The organism is Lancefieldella parvula (assembly GCF_963530955.1).
GTDB classification, from domain to species: Bacteria; Actinomycetota; Coriobacteriia; order Coriobacteriales; family Atopobiaceae; genus Lancefieldella; species Lancefieldella parvula_A.
The window spans coordinates 1-18,019 of the sequence record NZ_CAUSFQ010000019.1 but is presented as its reverse complement, the minus strand read 5'-3'; the positions used below and the strand labels follow the sequence as shown (position 1 = coordinate 18,019).

The 18,019-nt window shown below is 46.1% G+C and carries 12 protein-coding genes and 1 pseudogene; 4 read left to right on the top strand and 9 right to left on the bottom strand.

Annotated features, from left to right (window positions below):
- Both RWJ43_RS02620 and RWJ43_RS02615 read left to right on the top strand, forming a co-directional pair.
- Positions 1-1,648, top strand: a pseudogene (locus RWJ43_RS02620) (hypothetical protein); the annotation flags it as partial.
- Positions 1,649-1,696: 48 nt separating this feature from the next.
- Positions 1,697-3,946, top strand: coding sequence for a L,D-transpeptidase family protein (locus RWJ43_RS02615; protein WP_314007408.1), 2,250 nt, complete (start codon positions 1,697-1,699; stop codon positions 3,944-3,946).
- Positions 3,947-4,027: 81 nt separating this feature from the next.
- Here the strand turns inward: RWJ43_RS02615 and RWJ43_RS02610 are convergent, their stop codons facing one another.
- The 7 genes from RWJ43_RS02610 to dnaE form a co-directional block, all read right to left on the bottom strand.
- Positions 4,028-4,423, bottom strand: a complete 396-nt coding sequence (locus RWJ43_RS02610; RefSeq protein WP_314007404.1) for a hypothetical protein — start codon at positions 4,421-4,423, stop codon at positions 4,028-4,030.
- 14 nt (positions 4,424-4,437) lie between these two features.
- Complete coding sequence (gene ruvB / locus RWJ43_RS02605; RefSeq protein ID WP_035428715.1) at positions 4,438-5,505, bottom strand: Holliday junction branch migration DNA helicase RuvB; 1,068 nt, start codon at positions 5,503-5,505, stop codon at positions 4,438-4,440.
- Positions 5,505-6,137 carry a Holliday junction branch migration protein RuvA gene (gene ruvA / locus RWJ43_RS02600; protein WP_311409391.1) on the bottom strand — a complete coding sequence of 211 codons (633 nt, stop codon included), beginning with the start codon at positions 6,135-6,137 and terminating at the stop codon, positions 5,505-5,507. Before ruvA ends, ruvB begins: the two co-directional genes overlap by 1 nt.
- Positions 6,134-6,637 carry a crossover junction endodeoxyribonuclease RuvC gene (gene ruvC / locus RWJ43_RS02595; RefSeq protein ID WP_035428717.1) on the bottom strand — a complete coding sequence of 168 codons (504 nt, stop codon included), beginning with the start codon at positions 6,635-6,637 and terminating at the stop codon, positions 6,134-6,136. Before ruvC ends, ruvA begins: the two co-directional genes overlap by 4 nt.
- A gap of 61 nt (positions 6,638-6,698) precedes the next feature.
- Positions 6,699-8,486 (bottom strand): nitrilase-related carbon-nitrogen hydrolase, encoded by a 1,788-nt coding sequence (locus tag RWJ43_RS02590; protein ID WP_314007400.1) that lies wholly within the window; start codon positions 8,484-8,486, stop codon positions 6,699-6,701.
- Between the two features lie 131 nt (positions 8,487-8,617).
- Positions 8,618-8,983, bottom strand: coding sequence for a desulfoferrodoxin family protein (locus RWJ43_RS02585; protein WP_314007397.1), 366 nt, complete (start codon positions 8,981-8,983; stop codon positions 8,618-8,620).
- Positions 8,984-9,092: 109 nt separating this feature from the next.
- Complete coding sequence (gene dnaE / locus RWJ43_RS02580) at positions 9,093-12,929, bottom strand: DNA polymerase III subunit alpha (protein WP_314007394.1); 3,837 nt, start codon at positions 12,927-12,929, stop codon at positions 9,093-9,095.
- A 327-nt stretch (positions 12,930-13,256) separates the two neighbouring features.
- Between dnaE and RWJ43_RS02575 the strand changes: the two genes are divergently transcribed.
- Together RWJ43_RS02575 and RWJ43_RS02570 are read left to right on the top strand one after the other, a co-directional pair.
- Entirely contained in the window at positions 13,257-14,615 is a 1,359-nt protein-coding gene (locus RWJ43_RS02575) for a C1 family peptidase (protein ID WP_314007392.1), read from the top strand.
- Between the two features lie 75 nt (positions 14,616-14,690).
- On the top strand, positions 14,691-16,151 hold the full coding sequence (locus RWJ43_RS02570) for a C1 family peptidase (RefSeq protein WP_314007390.1): 1,461 nt from the start codon (positions 14,691-14,693) through the stop codon (positions 16,149-16,151).
- A 300-nt stretch (positions 16,152-16,451) separates the two neighbouring features.
- On the opposite strand, the gene RWJ43_RS02565 is transcribed toward RWJ43_RS02570, so the two are convergent.
- Both RWJ43_RS02565 and RWJ43_RS02560 read right to left on the bottom strand, forming a co-directional pair.
- Positions 16,452-17,093 (bottom strand): YigZ family protein, encoded by a 642-nt coding sequence (locus tag RWJ43_RS02565; RefSeq protein WP_314007388.1) that lies wholly within the window; start codon positions 17,091-17,093, stop codon positions 16,452-16,454.
- Between the two features lie 21 nt (positions 17,094-17,114).
- Positions 17,115-17,645, bottom strand: coding sequence for a PTS glucose transporter subunit IIA (locus tag RWJ43_RS02560; RefSeq protein ID WP_314007385.1), 531 nt, complete (start codon positions 17,643-17,645; stop codon positions 17,115-17,117).
- Between the last annotated feature and the right edge of the window lie 374 nt (positions 17,646-18,019).

The window sequence follows — 18,019 nt, the reverse complement described above, 5'->3', positions numbered from 1 at the left end:
TCTACTTTGCGGACTCCACGCTGCTCCTGCTCTTGCAGAAACTACTGATACATCCACAGTAAGTGCCCCTGAATCAACTTCTAAATCCAATTATCCAAAATTGAAAGAAGTTGATGGAAAGGTATATTTTTATACTGAAGATGGAACTATTCTAAAAAGTCAGTGGATTACTTATGGCGATGATAAATATTATGTAGATGAAACTGGAGCTGCAGCATCTGGTTTCTATACTACGCCTGATGGTAAAACCTGGTATTTTAATTCAAATTTTTTTCCATACGCTCGATACGGATTAATTTATTTTGACCAAAAAACGCCTGATAATCAATATGTTTACTACTACGTAGATAAAGATAACGGCTTGATAAAAAACAATTGGGTTAAAACAGATAAAGGTTGGAGCTGGGCCGGAGCTGATGGGCGTTTTATTGAAGGATGGTTTACTGATCCTGATGGTAAAACCTGGTATTTAACTAGAGATTTTAGGTCGGGTCCTCCGGTTATTACTGAGGCTGCTCCGGTCAACGGAAAGCTATACTTCTTTGATACTTCGACAGGACTTTTACGAAATTCTTGGGTAAATAGAAATCCAGAAAGAATTGGAATTGAGGGAACTTGGTATTGGGCTGGTCCAGATGGCGCTGCTATCTCTGGCTGGTTTAAAACTCCAGGTGGCAAAACTTGGTATGCCGACCCAGAACATTACAATCGAGTAGTAATGGGCGGAATAGATATTGATGGTAAATATTATTTCTTTGATTACAGTAATGGCCTTGTTACCCATGGTTGGATTGAGGATGATGGTGAATGGGCTTGGATTGAAACAGTAGGCTCTGTTTATTCTGGCTGGAAACACATGCCAAATGGTAAGTGGTTCTATTTTGATGAAAATGGAGAATTTCCTCTGCTTAAGAAAGGTGTCTTCACTATTTCTAGCGGCACTTATTACGTTGACGTAAATAATGGAATGACCGCTAACGATTGGGTACAGCTCCCTAATGGCGGTTGGGCTTGGGCACAGTCGAGTGGTGCATTTGCCTCTGGTTGGTACACCACTCCAAATGGCAAAACTTGGTATTTTGATCCATCAGATCCGCAGCATCCTGCACTTATTGGAGACGCTGAAATTAACGGTCAATCATATTATTTTGATTCAGGCTATGGTCTTCTGAAAACTGGATGGGTTCATAGAGCTGATGGTTCTTGGTCTTGGGCTAACTCTGATGGCTCTTTATATTCAGGTTGGAAGCATATGCCTAATGGCAAGTGGTTCTACTTTGATACCAAAGATTCCAAGCACCGTATGCTTGTTGGTGTCATCCAAATTCCTAGCGGAACTTACTACATTGACGAATCCGCTGGTATGACCGCTAACAGTTGGGTACAGCTCCCAGAAGGCGGTTGGGCTTGGGCACAGTCAAGTGGCGCATTTGCTTCTGGTTGGTTCACCACACCAAATGGAAAAACTTGGTATTTTGACCCAGCAAAACCAAGCCATCCTGCTTATACTGGAGAACACACTATTGACGGTAAAGACTATTACTTTGATGAAAGTTATGGCCTTGCTCGCAATCAGTGGATTACTCGTCCTGATGGCGTAAGATACTGGGCTGGACCAGACGGCGTACTTACTGAATACAAGCGCTAAATCAGTTTGAACTGCTCTTTATTACCTGGATTTATTGGAGTTAAAACAATGGAGAAGAAGATGCGTTTTTCCTACAGACCTTCTACACAAAAGCTTATTGCGGTTGCTTCGTTGAGTGCAGCTCTACTTTGCGGACTCCACGCTGCTCCTGCTCTTGCAGAAACTACTGATACATCCGCAGTAAATGCTCCTGCTGTAACAACTGAAACTACTGCAACATCTGAAAATACTTCTCCTACAGCACCTGAAAACTCTCAGCCTACCTCACCTGTAGCGCCAACAACAACTCCAACAACAGACCAGACACCCGCTGTTCCAACAGAGAATACTTCGCCAACCCCTCAGTCTTCTGGATGGAGACAAGAAAACGGCCAATTCCACTATTACAAAGAAGATGGAACACTTGTCACAAGCCAGTGGATCAAAGATGATTCTGGTTGGCACTATGTAGACGCTGCTGGTAATGCGGTCAAGGGTTTGTACACAACACCTAATGGAAAAACTTGGTATTTTGATCTAACTGACCCGCAGCATAAGGCAATCTTCGGTGAAGTTGAAATTGATGGTAAGTTTTACTACTTTGATTCAACAAACGGACTTGTAACAAATGGATGGGTATATCGTTCAGCAAGTTCTTGGTCATGGGCAACTGAAGATGGTACTTACTATTCTGGATGGAAGCATATGCCTAACGGCAAGTGGTTCTATTTTGATCCAGAAGAACCTCGTCATCGTATGTTAATTGGAACAATTCAGGTTTCTGGTACCTCATATTACATTGATGAATATGCAGGTATGATTTCTAACAGCTGGATTCAACTACCAACTCGTGAGTGGGCTTGGGCTCAAAAAAATGGCGCTCTTGCCTCTGGTTGGTTTAACACACCAAATGGTAGAACTTGGTACTTTGATCCATCTGTTCCACAGCATCCAGCACTTATTGGCAACGTCGAAATTGACGGCACATATTATCATTTCGATGAAAACTATGGAATCCTTAGAAATAGTTGGATTCACAATGATGATGGTTCATGGTCTTGGGTAGATTCTTATGGCTCATTCTATTCAGGTTGGAAACATTTCCCAAATGGTAAATGGTTTTACTTTGATCCAGAAGACTCAATTCATCGCATGAAAACTGGACTTTTCCAACTTCCTAGCGGTTCATATTACGTTGATGAAAATGCTGGTATGACTTCAAGTAATTGGGTGTCCCTACCAGACGGAAATTTGTCCTGGGCTCAATCTAGCGGCGCGCTTGTCTCTGGATGGTTTACTACTCCTGGCAATAAAACATGGTACTTTAATCCATCTTCAATTGACCATGCCGCATACGTTGGAGAGCATTCAATTGATGGAAAGAATTACTACTTTGATAAAAGCTATGGTCTAGCAAAAAATGAATGGGTTACTCTTTCAAATGGTGTAAAACGTTGGGCAGGTCCAGACGGAGTACTGACTGGATTCATTTCTCCCGAAGGTGTCTTCTCTACAGATGACGGTTCACAGCCAACAGGAACGGTACATCTTCCAGGATTGACTGTAAACGTTGGCTCTGACCATAAAATTAAGACAGGTTGGATAAAAGAAAACAATAAAGATTTTTACTATCTTTCTAATGGTGCACCAGCAGATGGATGGCTTAATATTCATGGAACTTGGTACTATTTTAGTTCCAATGGAGAAAAACAAACTGGTTGGATTAATTCAAAGGGCAGTTGGTACTTCCTTGATTCTGACGGCAAGATGAAAACCGGATGGATTAAAGATAACGGCAAGGACTACTATCTTAGTAATAATGGTTCTATGCAAACTGGTTATGTAACCTGGGGTGGAAAACTGTATTGGTCAGCTGCTGATGGCGCCATGGAGGAGCAGCCTTGCTACTACCCTGATATGTATCGTTATGCACAGAACTATTACAGTGCCACTAACTGGCTCATCCAGATTGATACTACTGGCAATCGCTTTGCTGTATATAGGGGTTCACACGGCAACTGGGTTGTTTGGTACGAATGGCAGTGCACCACAGGAGCGCCAGGCATGTGGACTCCTCATGGTCAATTTACCGTAGGTAACAAGGGTCTTTACTTTGGCTCTGGCTTTAGATGCTGGTATTACACGACCATTTCTGGTGAGTATCTTATTCACTCCATTCTCTATAACTCCGACGGTTATACCGTCCGTGATGGTAGGCTTGGATACAACGGCTCTCATGGTTGCGTCCGTCTTGCAACAGAGAATGCTAAGTGGGTATATGACAACATTCCTTATGGAACTAAGATTGTTATTTGGTAATCCAACTAAACATGAAGCTCTATAGCAATAAACCCCAACTCATATTGAGCTGGGGTTTATTTGTTAGCTTATAAAATGTGGTTACGCAAAATACTTTGCTTCAAAATCCATAAATTGCTCTGGAGTAGCGTTTTGATCTACCGAGAAGGACTGTGCTACCGCTACTGCCTGTTGTCTTCTGAGACCAGCCTTATCCTCGTCTCCTAGTTGCTCATAAACGTGAGAGAGCCTGTCGAGGGCGTACACCACATACTCTGCAACTGAATCAGCTACGCCGGAGAGCAGCATCATAGTTACAAGAGAGTCTGGCGAAAGCGCAAGAGCAGTCTCTGGGCTCAAATCAATGAGCTCTGCAACAGCTGCCTCTACCCCATCAAGTGACTCTTCAGTTTGAGTCTCTAAAGCATTTCCCAAACCTGCCGTGACCGTTGAAGTAAAGTCATCGATTACTTCCAAAATGTAATCTCGTTGAAGCATTTTGTTCCAATCTACTAGTTAGTAGGAACAGGAATACGTAAGTGATCAAATGCAGCATGCGTTGCCTGTCTACCTTGAGGTGTTCTAATAATAAGCCCTTGCTGCAAAAGATATGGCTCATAAACATCTTCAAGTGTAGATGGATCCTCTGAGACTGCACTTGCAATGGTTGTGAGACCAACCGGACGACCTCTGAACGTCTCACAAAGCGCACGTAAAACACGTACGTCCATTACATCTAGACCAAGCTCATCAATCTCAAAGAATGAAAGCGCTTCTGAGGCTACCTGCCAGGTAATAGTACCTTCAGCTTTAACTTGTGCGTAATCTCGTACGCGCTTTAGCAGACGGTTTGCCAAGCGTGGTGTGCCTCTTGATCGAGAAGCAATTTCAGCAGCTCCCTGCTCATCAACTTCTACATCAAGGATGTTTGCCGAGCGCATGACAATAGTCTGAAGCTCAGGAACAGTATAGTAATCAAGACGATAAGAAATACCAAAACGATCACGCAAAGGGCCAGTTAGAAGTCCTGTTCTTGTTGTTGCAGCTACAAGAGTAAAGCGTGGAATATCAAGCCTGATTGACCTTGCCGCAGGGCCTTTGCCAATAACAATATCTAAGAAGAAGTCTTCCATTGCTGGATACAAAATTTCTTCAACCTGGTGATTAAGTCTGTGAATCTCATCAACAAAGAGGATATCTCCCTCTTCAAGATTGGTGAGAATTGCTGCTAAATCTCCTGCTCGCTCAATTGCGGGGCCAGAGGTTGTATGAAGTTTTGAGCCCATTTCTCCCGCTAAAACACCTGCAAGCGTTGTTTTGCCAAGGCCTGGAGGGCCAGAAAAAATAACGTGATCAAGCGGCTCATTACGACTTTTTGCTGCCTCAATAAGAACACGGAGATTTGATTTAACACGCTCCTGACCAAGATACTCATCAAGAGTTTTTGGTCGCAAGTTTCTATCTTGCTCCAGATCTTCTGCCTGAAGTCCACTAGAAACTACACGTTGAGAAGTGTGCCCTGGAAATGGAGCTGGAGTAGACGACGACTCAAATAAGTTATCTGCATCTGCTTCCCACATTAATTACCACTTCCCAAACGCCTTAGTGCATATCCAATAGCAGCTTCAATTGTAATAGCACCAGCCTCTTCATACCCCTCAAGAGCAAGCGTTGCTTCCTGAGAAGTAAAGCCCATTCCAAGAAGAGCCTCAATAGCCTCTGATTCTACAGAGGTTACAGCAGGTTTTGGAATAGCAGCAAAGTCTGCAGGAGACGTAAGACCAACAAGCTGCTTAAGTTCTGCATCTTTTGCGAACACATCAGAAAGTTCAATTACTAAACGCTCTGCCTTCTTTTTACCAAGGCCAGAGACACTCTTAAGACGATTTCCGTCATTGGTAGCAACAATTACCGCAAGTTGCTGTGGTGTAAACGTAGAAAGCACAGAAAGAGCCAGTTTAGGACCTACTCCAGAAATTGCACGCAAGCGATCAAAGAGCGCACGCTCTTCTCGCGAAGCAAAACCAAAGAGTTCCATTGAATCTTCTCTGACCACCATACGAGTTAAAACGGTAACGCCTGCTTCACCCGCTTGTGGAAGCGCAGCAGCTGTTGAAGCTGATATGCCAAGCTCGTACCCAACGCCATTAACGTCGAGAACAGCAACTGAAGGAGTAACGGATACAAGTGTGCCCGTAAGTTGGACAATCATAGTTGTATTCTTCCCTTTCCAAGCGAGGTGGTTCTTACAAGATTAGCGTGACAAACTGCGGCAGCTAAAGCGTCAGCCGCGTGATCTGGATGAGGCTGATGGTCCAAGCACAATATGTTTTGAACCATATACATAACCTGCTGTTTATCAGCAGCTCCTGTACCGACAACAGCTTGCTTTATCTGCATTGGAGTATATTCTCCAACCGTAAGACCTGCTTTAGAACAAGCGACAATAGCAGCACCGCGAGCATGTGCAGTAGGAATAGCAGATTTAACGTTTTGTCCAAAGTAAATGCTCTCAATAGAAAGAGCTTCTGGTGAAAACTTATCTATAACCTCAACAATCTGGTTATAGATTCTTCCCAAGCGCATATCTATTGGTTCATCTGCGGTTGTAGTTATGCATCCATAGGCGCGTGCACGGCATTCAGAACCCCTTGTCTCTACAATTCCCCATCCAGTGTGAGCAAGACCAGGGTCTATTCCAAGAATTACCATTGCACCTCCTAATATAGAACGTTCGTTCTATATTATCACAGAGTATGCGCAAACGATGCAACTAATTTTCTGAGAAAGGGCCTCTCCACATTTTAGGGTCAACCATGCCAATTTGTGCATCAGATTCTTGTGCCAGCTCTTTTAAAAGCTCCAGCATATCCTTAAAGCCCTCCTGAGCCTCTGTTGGATCGACTGACAACTCAGGCAGATGCATAGAAGCTCCTTGAATTTCTCGCAAAGAATTTCGTAAGGACTCTACCAGGTCAGATTCGGAAGCCTTTGTATCTCTAATTCTGTCTTGCCAGACTGATGCGTGTGGAATTTGGGCATTTATAAGGCTCTTTGAAGACATTTCCAGAACCTCAGTGGTATTTCTGCGGTCTTTTTGGCGAGCGTGAAGCATAGAAATAATTGCTTTGACCTCGTCAACCTTTCCCATTTCTTCCACAATGGCAGAAATGCTCTTATTCCACTCAAGGTAGCTGGTAAGCACGTAATCAACAAACTCAATGCGTTCTTGAGGCGTTGGCGCAACATTCTCCAACCCATCAGTTACAACCTCAGAGATATTCTCGAGAACTGCATGGTCAATAGCTGGCGAGAAGGTATTTCTTACCCTTGCAAGGTCAACAATGTCTGCATGATACATATCTCCCAGAGGCCACAGAGAGTGTGCGCTAGAAATCTCTGTTCCTTTGAGCGCAAGGATGGTCTTATCGGCAGTCTCAAGCGTTATGTAATTGTGCTGGTCAGCGTATGCATAGCCGTATGCACTCACCAATTTTGTATCGGTCAATGTCGAGAAAACCGTGCTATCCACAGTAACTTTATTAACCCGAAGTCTTGCGGTAAGCAACTCCGCAGCGCTTATTGCTCGAGAATCTTTGTTTGGAAGCAACATTACGTGGACACGCATAGGACCTAAAGCGTCTGAAGCAAGTGCAACGGTAACAAGAGAATTGAGCGAGCCATCAACTGCAATAAACACGCCGTCAAAGCCAGACTTTACCGTGTAGTCTCGCACTCCTGTAGCCAATACGCCCCAGGTAGTAAGCGCGCTGTTATAGACACCCGCAGTATCTTCTCTAACAAAGTTTTCGATAGTATCTTGGTCAACCTCGCAGACAACCATGTCTTCTGAGAATGAGGCTGCTTGTTTGACTAAATCTCCTGAAGGAGACAAGAAAAAGCTTGAACCACAAAACACCTGGTTACCATAGGCGCCAACAGCATTTGCAGCGATAAGCCAGCTATCAAACTCCTCAACATCTCCCAGATAGCGGCTTTCTGCCACCGCCATGCCCATGGCGGACGACGAATCATCAACAGCAAAGCCAAAATACGGCAGGTAAATGACGGCATCTAACGAGTCGTCGACATCTTGCCACGCGTCAAGATCGTCGTAGGTAAAAGCAACGCCAAACGTAAGGCCGCCTGCTTCAAATTTTGCGAGCTCAAAGGTATTCTCGCCAGATGTTTGTGCAGAGTTAGCAGAACGAGCAAGAGCGCTCATGTGCGCTATCTGGGCGGTCAATTTCAGCGGGGTTACGGCTCCGTTTCTAACGAGAAGAGCCTCGCTAGCTGCGCTTCCATCAAACTCTGTTACTACAGGAATAAGGGCCGCAATTGGAAACTTTTCTGAAAGCGAATTGATAATCTCCGAGAGGTCTGCAAAAAGCCCTTCTATGTCAGCCTCTGGCACGCTTAGCAGCCCTGTAAGAGTTGGCGCAGGATAAATGACTAGCTCAGCACCTTGCTGTTGAGCTCTCTGAGCATATTCCAGCATGGTCTGAGCGGTAAACTCGAAGTCTCCGGCCTGAGTATTCATTTGTGCAACTGCTATGCGCATACCATTCCTATCATAAAGTGCTTAATTTGTTTTTACCCAAAAACAAACAGGTGTAGTAAGAAAAAACGGAGCTGCAGGTAGCAGCTCCGTTTGACCTTATTAAGCTAGTGCTTATTGTTGAGTCAATAGACTTAGAGAGAAGCCTTCCAAAGACCGTGAAGGTTGCAGTACTCATAAGCCTCTGCCTCAACACCCTCCTCAAGAGTGAAGGTAGCAACTGGCTCCTGGCCAGGCTTAAGCTGTGCAAACTGAGCGCCGTTCTCAGAAACAAGAGCAATGAACTCAATGTAGTGCTCTTCGAGCATTGGATGAGCAACCTCACCAACACGGACGGTAACGGTGTTGCCCTCGCGAGTAACAAATGGAACGTGCTTCTCAGCTGCACCGTCAGTAACGCCAGCCTGAAGAAGCTCAAGGTCTGCTGCCCCTACGTTGCCTGCGACACCGTAAACAACAGCGCCTGTCTCCTTGTTACGATAAAACTTTGCGTCGATCATTTTTTCTCCTCTCACGACATCCGAAGATGTCAGAATTTCTTAGTAAGCGCTACTTAAATAGTAACAGTTATTACTTAAGAGTAACCTGCAAATTTAGAATCGACAAAATCTAAACAATCTGTGCGTATCCGCTTTGACCAATAAAATCTTTAAGCTCGGTCAAAAGAACCATGCTACGTCCATCAATTCTGGTGGGAATTTCCATGCGCATAACATCGCCCATGTCTGTTTCTACCCTAATCTCAATACAGTCCATGCCGGGATAGCGCGAGAAGATCTGTCCAAGTGTCTCGATAGCCTGTCTTTGAAGCTGAGAAGCAGGCATATGAATAACGAGTGTCTTTGGTGTGTTGTTAGCACTGTTAAGCTCAATAGGATTAACTTCTTGAGCAATAACCTGGTCTCCTCTATCAGAGCGCTCAAGCTTTCCAAGAACAGAAATGAAGATGTCGCTCTGGCTCTCACCAGTCTCTGGGTCAACATCTCCAGCAAGAAGTCTTGCAGCCTTCTTGTAGAGCTTAGGGAACATGACAATAGTGACGCTACCCTCCATGTCTTCAAGCGTAACAATTGCCATTGGGTCGCCATTTTTAGTAGTGCGCTTCATAACATTAGTAACCATGCCCGCAAAGCGAATTGGCTTACCTTCTGGAACTTTGAACTGCTGAGACATAGCACCGTTAGGAAGCTGAACCTCTACATTCTCTTCAATTTCTGCAAGGGCATAATCTCTGCTCTTAGCAAGGGCATACTCATATGGACGAAGCGGATGATCAGAGACATAAATACCTAAGACTTCGTACTCTTTGGTAAGTTTGAATCGCCTATCCCACTCAACGCCATCTGGCTCTGGGACACTATCACTAAAGCCGGAACCCTCTACCTCTGCAAACATATCAAACATAGAGAACTGGCCAACAGCCTTATCTTTTTGACGCTTAGTGGCAGCATCGATAATGTTTTGTGGGTTGTTCTTATCCACAAAGCTCATCATCTGCATACGGGTATAGCCTGTTGAGTCAAAAGCTCCTGCCTTGATAAGAGCTTCAACAACGTTGCGCTTTGCCTGGCTCGCATCAACACGATCGACAAAATCGTGAATGTTGGCAAAAGGGCCGCCCTTTTGGCGCTCAAGCATAATGGCTTCACCAACACCGGCTCCTACGCCGCGGATTCCTGCAAAGCCAAAACGAATACCCTCTTTAGTAGCCGTAAAGTCTTTACCGGACTCGTTAATATCTGGCGGAAGAATCTTGATGCCCTCATGACGGCAAGCGCTTACGTAGTGAACAATCTTATCCGTCTTGCCCATGTACGAGGTAAGAACTGCTGCCATAAACTCATGTGGATAATGCGCTTTAATCCATGCGGTCTGCATAACAAGAATTGCATAGCCAGCAGAGTGAGACTTGTTGAATGCATAAGATGCAAACTCAAGAACATCGTCCCAAATGCTTTCTGCAACCGAACGATCAAATCCATTACGAACTGCGCCGTTTTTCCAGTGAGCCTCCATGGTCTCATCAGTACCGTCATCCCAGTGCTGGATAACTTCCTGCATGAGTTTGATCTTCTTTTTTGCTACTGCTTTTCTGACCTTATCAGACTCGCCTGCGGTAAAACCAGACATCTTCATAGAAATCTGCATAACCTGCTCTTGGTAGACCATGGTTCCGTAGGTTTCTTCCAAGATATCGTGAAGACGTGGATCGTAGTCTTTGACTTCTTCTCTACCGTTCATACGGTTGATATAGCTGGTAACCATACCTGCGTTAAGAGGACCAGGACGATAAAGAGCGATAAGTGCGACGATGTGCTTATATTCTGTTGGCCTCATACCCTTAATGGTTGCAGTCATACCTGCAGACTCAACCTGGAAAACACCAGCAGTTCTGCCTTCTCTAAGAAGTCTATAAATTTCTGGATCAGTAAACGGAATGTTATCTACATCGATATCAATACCGTAGTTATCCTTCACGTTTTTGATTGCACGGGAAATAACCGTTAGAGTTCTTAGTCCCAAGAAGTCCATCTTAAGAAGGCCCATGTCTGCGACAGAGTGACCCTCATACTGCGTAATCTCTACGCCGCCCTTGGTATCTACCTTGGTAGGAACGTGGTCATTTACAGGCGTAGGAGCAATCAAAACTGCACAAGCATGCACACCCTCACCACGATGCAAGCCCTCAATAGATAGAGCAGCATCAATGATTCTTCTAGCATCAGGGTCATTCTCGTACGCATCTTCAAAATCAGCGGAATACTGATCAGCGCCTTTTTGGCCTTCTTGAGCCTTATGAAGAACAAACTTAAGGTGAGCGTTAGGATCTCCTGGAATCATCTTAGAGAGGCGCTGACCCATATAAACGGGGTAACCCAGAACGCGGCACGCGTCATTTATTGCCTGTTTTGCCTTGATGGTCGAGTACGTAATAACGTGAGAAACACGCTCAGATCCATAAATCTGACGGACGTGCTCAACAACCTCAAGACGACGCTCATCGTCGAAGTCCATATCAATATCTGGCATCTCTGAACGCTGTGGAGACAAGAACCTCTCAAACATGAGGCCATTCTCAAGAGGGTCAAACGAGGTAATATCCATAGCGTATGCAACAATAGCGCCTGCTGCAGAACCACGACCAGGGCCTACGCCAATACCATTCTCTTTTGCCCAGCGAACATACTCCTGAACAATCAGGAAGTAATCTGCAAAGCCCTTTTTGCAGATGATGTCATATTCATACTCAAAACGGTCTTTAACGTTAATCTCATTGATAACAACGTTTTGCCAATCATCTCCATAACGTCTTGCAAGACCAAGCTCGCACTCTTTTCTAAAGCGTTCCTCTGAGGTCTCCCCCTCTGCCAAGTCTGGGAACTTTGGCAGATACATATGGGTCCAATCCAGCTCATAGTTGCACTTATTTGCAACCTCAATGGTGTTCTCGATAGCTTCTGGACACCATGAGAAGATCTGGCGCATTTCTTGCTCACTCTTAAGGTAGAACTCGCTGCCTGTCATGCGTTTGCGGTTCTCATCATCAACGCGAGCGCCTGAACCAATGCAGGAAGCAATATCTTGAACGCTTGCATCCTCTTTAGTGAGATAGTGGTTATCGTTGGTAGCAACTACCTTAATACCAAGGTCATGACCCATCTTTACAATACGCTCAGCAAGGGTTCTATCGGTATAGCCGCCCCAGCTTGGATCAGACAAACCGTGGTCTTGAATCTCTAGGTAGAAATCATCTCCAAAGATATCTTGATAGATTTTTGCCCAACGCTCTGCTTCTTCTGGACGACCTTCAAACAACATACGGGGAATGATGCCAGAAACACAAGCTGAAGTGCAGATAATTCCCTCGTGATAACGCTTGAGCATCTCAAGCGTAGTGCGTGGCTTGTAATAGAACATATCTTTTGAGCCCGCCTCTGACATCATCTTCATCAGATTGACATAGCCGGTCTCATTTTTAGCAAGCAGGATAAGGTGATAACGTACCTGCTTAGTGCCCTTCTCAATACAATCATCAAGAATGAAATAAGCTTCACAGCCAAAAATTGGCTTAATAAGTGGGGATGGTTTATTGGCTTTTACTGCCTTAATATCATGTGTTTGATTCCAAATTTGAACGTCAGAAGCCCACTGAGCATGAACCTTATCATGCTCACCAGCATTGGGATCATCTGCAGGAGGCTCTTCTAGATCCCAGCCCTTTTCAAAACATTCCACATCATGGCACCACTGGCCAAAGTCTTTAAGCGCCTCATTGTACTTGCGGCATGCAAGGTCAAAATCTGGAATTCCAAAGAGATACCCATGATCAGTAAGAGCAAGTGCTGGCATACCAAACTCTACAGCTTTACTAACCATGTCTGGGACACGGCTAGCTCCATCAAGAATGGAAAAATCTGAGTGGTTGTGGAGGTGAACAAATGCCATCTTTTTCTACGCTCTTCTCTTTGTGCTTCAAAATTTGTTCTTTTACCAAGGGCTCTTAATTTCTTTGTATAGTGTAGCCGATTCGCCGGACAATAACTACTAATACAAACATATGTTCTATGTGCTAATACTTCTATTGCCGCTGGTAAATTGGATGAAAATATTTTCTCGCCAATTTCATAACGTCACAAAATCTCTCTTAGTTGGCGTAGACCATCCGTTCAAAAATTTCTCAAAATAAAAGTTTCAAACTGGTAACTCTTAGACTAGGGACACCTTAATTGGGAATATAGTTTTTGTATTACCTATTCCAGTTAAGGAGATCACATGGATCAGATGAAAAGCATTTCCTTTGACGACATTGCAGCGGCTCAGAAGAACTTTGAGTCCGACCGCGCTCACACAGTAGCTAAAAATGCTGCTACCAGCGCTGGTGTTAGAAAAGCAGCTCGTGTACCAGAAGGTGTTGCCCTCAATCCTCTTACCTTTGATGTTGAGGTAAAGCAGGGTGACCGTACTAATCAGAAGCGTTCTGGTCGTTGTTGGATGTTTGCATCACTCAATACGTTTAGATATCGCATCATCAAGAAATACAACCTATCTACCTTTGAGCTTTCTCAGGCATACCCACTGTTCTGGGACAAGATGGAGAAGTCCAACTGGTTCCTTGAGAACATTTTGGACACCCTTGATGAGCCTCTGAATGGCCGTCTTGTATCCTTCCTGCTCACCGATCCAATTGGCGACGGTGGCCAGTGGGATATGTTTAAGAGCCTTGTAAAGAAGTATGGTGTAGTTCCAAAGAGCGCTATGCCAGAGACTGCTAACTCTTGCAACACCCACGAGATGGACGCGTACCTTACCCGCTATCTTCGTAGTGCTGCAAAGCGTCTTCGTGAGACCGCAACAGCTGGTGAATCCCTTGAGTCTCTGCGCGAGATGAAGAAAGAGATGATGGAGGACGTCTACACGCTGCTGGTAACTTGCCTGGGTCAGCCTCCTGTATCTTTTGAGGTACGCCTGCGCGATAAGGACGACAACCTCGCCCTTTCTGGCACTTTTACTCCTCAGGAGTTCTTCGCTGAGACTGTTGACATGAATCTTGATGATTACATCTCAATCATTTCTGCACCAACCGCAGATAAGCCTTTCAACCACACCTACACCGTTTCTCGCTTGGGCAACGTTGTTGAGGGTGGCGGCGTTCGTTACCTCAACCTGGAGATTCCTGAGCTCAAGCGTCTTGCTGTGGCTCAGCTTAAGGACAACCTGCCAGTCTGGTTTGGTTGCGACGTTGCTCAGTCCTACCTTCGTGAAGAGGGCATCATGGACACTCGCGCACTTGACGTTGACGGCCTCTTTGGCTTCCCTGTTGAGGGCGCACTTGACCGTGCAGAACGCCTTGACTACGGCGAGTCTCTGATGACTCACGCTATGGTTCTTGAGGGTGTTAACTTTGACGCAGAAGGCAACACTACCCTTTGGAAGGTTGAGAATAGCTGGGGTAAAGATCACGGTCGCGATGGCTTTGATACCATCTCTGACCCTTGGTTTGACGAGTACGTCTACCAGATTGTTGTTGACAAGAAATACCTCACTCCTGAGCAGCTCAAGACCTTTGAGACCGAGGAAGCAACCGTCCTCGAGCCATGGGACCCAATGGGCTCTCTTGCAATGCTTCGCTAAGGTACAAACCATCTGGCGAGAAGATCGGTCTTCTCGCCAGGTTTTTTCTAAACGCTACAAACAAAAGGAGCCGCAATGGCTGATCAGACCGTAAATCCACAGTGGGCAAACGAGGAAACCGCTGCATTTAGTGCAGACCGCGCTAACCGCGTTGCTCGCAATTCCGTAACCTCTATGGGTGTTTCCGCAGCTGCTCGCGACATCACCACCATGCGTACCTACTCCGATACCTATGGTGTTGCTGTTGCAAAGACGGGCGACGTCACTAACCAGCGTCAGAGCGGTCGCTGCTGGATGTTCTCTTCTTTCAACGTGCTTCGCCAGGAGGCAATCAAGAAGCTTGACGTTGATACCTTTGAGTTCAGCCAGGCATATGGCATGTTCTACGACAAGCTTGAGAAGGCAAACTCTGCACTTGAGTACATCATTCAGACCGCTGACCAGCCAACCGATTCTCGTGTTGTCCACACGCTTCTGACCGAGGGCATTGGCGATGGTGGCTACTACTCATTTGCTATGAGCTTGGTTGAGAAGTACGGCCTGGTTCCTAAGGATGCTATGCCAGAGACTGCTTGCTCCAAGAACTCTACACAGATGGATGAGCGCATTGACCGCCTGTTCAGAAAGAGTGCTAGCGAGCTTCGCGCAGCATACGCAGCTGGCAAGTCTCTGGATGAACTTCGTGCGCTTAAGCAGGAGCAACTCAAGGGCTTCCACCAGATCCTTTCCGTCTGCCTTGGCGAGCCACCTCTGACCTTTGACTTTGAGTGCAAGGTTGGCAAAAACGCACAGGTAGATAAGGCAAAGCTCTCCCCTGTTGAGCCTAAAAAGGCTTCTGACAAAAAGGACGGCGAGAAGGACGAGGAAGGCACTCAGATTCTTCGCGACTTTGGCATTACTCCTCTTGAGTTTGCTGAGCGCTATTGTGGCGTTGATCCTCGTGGCTTTGTCCAGCTCATTTCTGTTCCAAGCAAGAAGTATCCATACGGCAAGGTGTATCACCCAACCTTCATCGATACCGTTTTAGGCGGCATTAAGACTCGCTTCTTGAACGTTGAGCCAGAGGTTCTTGAGGCAGCTACCATTGCTTCTTTGAAGGATGGTAATCCTGTCTGCATGGCCTGCGACGTTATGCAGGAGTTCCCTCGCCACAATGAGGACTTCAACTACGTTCTCTCAACCGACACCATGGATTACAACGGCCTCTTTGGCGTTGATTTTGACATGGATCGCGAGGCAATGATTGAGAACTATGAGACTTCCCTTACCCACGCAATGACCTTCCAGGGCGTTGAGCTTGATAAGGACGGCAAGGCTAAGCAGTGGCGCATTGAGAACAGCTGGGGCAAGGATTCCGGTAAGGACGGCTACCTCATCATGAGCGCAGACTGGTTCCGCCTCTACGGTGGCGAGGCTGATGTTCGTCGTCAGTACGTTCCAGAGGACCTGCTCAAGGTTTGGGACGAGGGCGAAGATGTCCAGATTGATTTCTGGGAGAACCTTGGCTACTCCCTTGGTGGCCGTAACCGCAAGTAAGGTACGCGCAACCGCAGCCTGCTAAGCACGCACATAAAAGCACCTATGGCCGGTACAGAATTTTCTGTGCCGGCCTTGTTAGTGTATACTGAAATAAGAAAAACCTTATCTTATTTTAGGAGGTTTTAATGAAATATTTTTCAAAGGAACGTATAATTTTACGGGTTATTGTTATATTTCTTTTCCTCTTGATCTGGTATTGCGATTCCAGAGGCATGCTTCCAGAAAATGGCTACGCAATCCTTACTATTCTTTTATTCGGTATTTTTTGGTTTATTGAGGCTAGGTTTATTAAACCCACTAGAACAGATCAAAACGTGCCGCGGAGACCTCGGCTGTAATCTTTCCAGCACTGAGCTCTGTCAGCGCATCCGTAAACGCCGTTTCTTCTCCGCACCTAAAGTCTATGGCGAGAAAAACGTCCGCTCCAAACTCTGCCGTTATAATCTTGCCGCCGGTATCTGAGACCAAGCGCTGAATCTGCTCATACAGGTTATACGGGGCCGACAACTCCACCCTCACAACCTGCAGCATTTCCTGAACAGCAGACGCTTCCTCAGCAGCAGCCAAAGCCTCCTGAGTTGCCGTCGTATACGCACGAACAAGTCCGCCAGGTCCCAAAAGCGTTCCGCCAAAGTAGCGCGTGACAACGCAGCAGACGTTCTTAAGCCCTGCTCCGCGCAATACCTCCAGCACCGGCATTCCCGCCGTTCTGGAAGGCTCTCCGTCGTCGGAAGCACGCTCCGTGCCGTCCTCCAAGATCCATGCAGGAACGTTGTGGCGAGCATTGTAGTGCTTTGCTCTTACCGTGGCGAGAAACTCTTGCGCTTCTGACTCTGTTTCTACATGACAAAGCTGGGCTATGAAGCGGCTCTTTCTGTCTTCAAAGAGACCTTCCGCAACAAAGCCCAGTTTGATTGTCTTGTAGGATGTGTCAGACATGGAGCAACTGCAGTGCCGCAGTTATGCGAGTACACAGACCTTCTCGCCAGCAGAAACCAGCTGGTCTGCTGCGGCAAGAATCTCTACATTGTTGTACTCGCTAGAGTTAGTGATAGCAAGAATAACTACCTCGGGATGACCCGCGTCCTTAACCTTATCCAGGTCAAACGTCATGAGCGGCTGACCAACCTCAACACGCTGATCCTGCTCGACAAGAGCAGTGAAGCCGTCACCCTTCATCTCAACCGTATCAACGCCCACGTGAATCAAAACCTCTTCGCCAGAATCGGCAGTAATTCCAAAGGCGTGAACAGTTGGAGTAGTTGCGGTAATAGTGCCCGAAACTGGCGCGTACACAACACCCTCAGAAGGCCAAATACCCAGACCCTGTCCAAGCATGCCACCTGCAAAAACAGGATCAGGAACGTTCTCTAACGCAACAACTTTTCCGCTTGCTGGCGCATAAATTGTTTTAGCAGTGTAATCAGAAACAACAAGAGCCTCTGGCGTGGCTTCCTTGGAAGATTTCTTGAAAAGATCAAAGAGTCCCATGCTAGTCCTTTCGTATGTAAGCCTATCCATCATAGCAGCATTCAAAGAGGCAGCTGTTGCTTTTCATGAACACGACGTACCAAATCACACCCTTCTCGCCACTCAGCGTGTGGCGAGAAACCCGTGCCCTCGCAACATCTCATTTACTTGGAGATTGTTTGACTTCGGAGCTTCTGGCCTTATGAACGTGATACAATCGCCCATGCAAAGTGGACCAGACAACCGCGGAGTGCCCGTCCAGCTAATTGGAAGGGTGCTACGAGGAAAGTCCGGGCTCCACAGGGCAGGATGCTGGCTAACGGCCAGGCGGGGTGACCCGACGGAAAGTGCCGCAGAAAAGAAGACTCTCACCTGCGCATTCGCGTAAAGAGAAA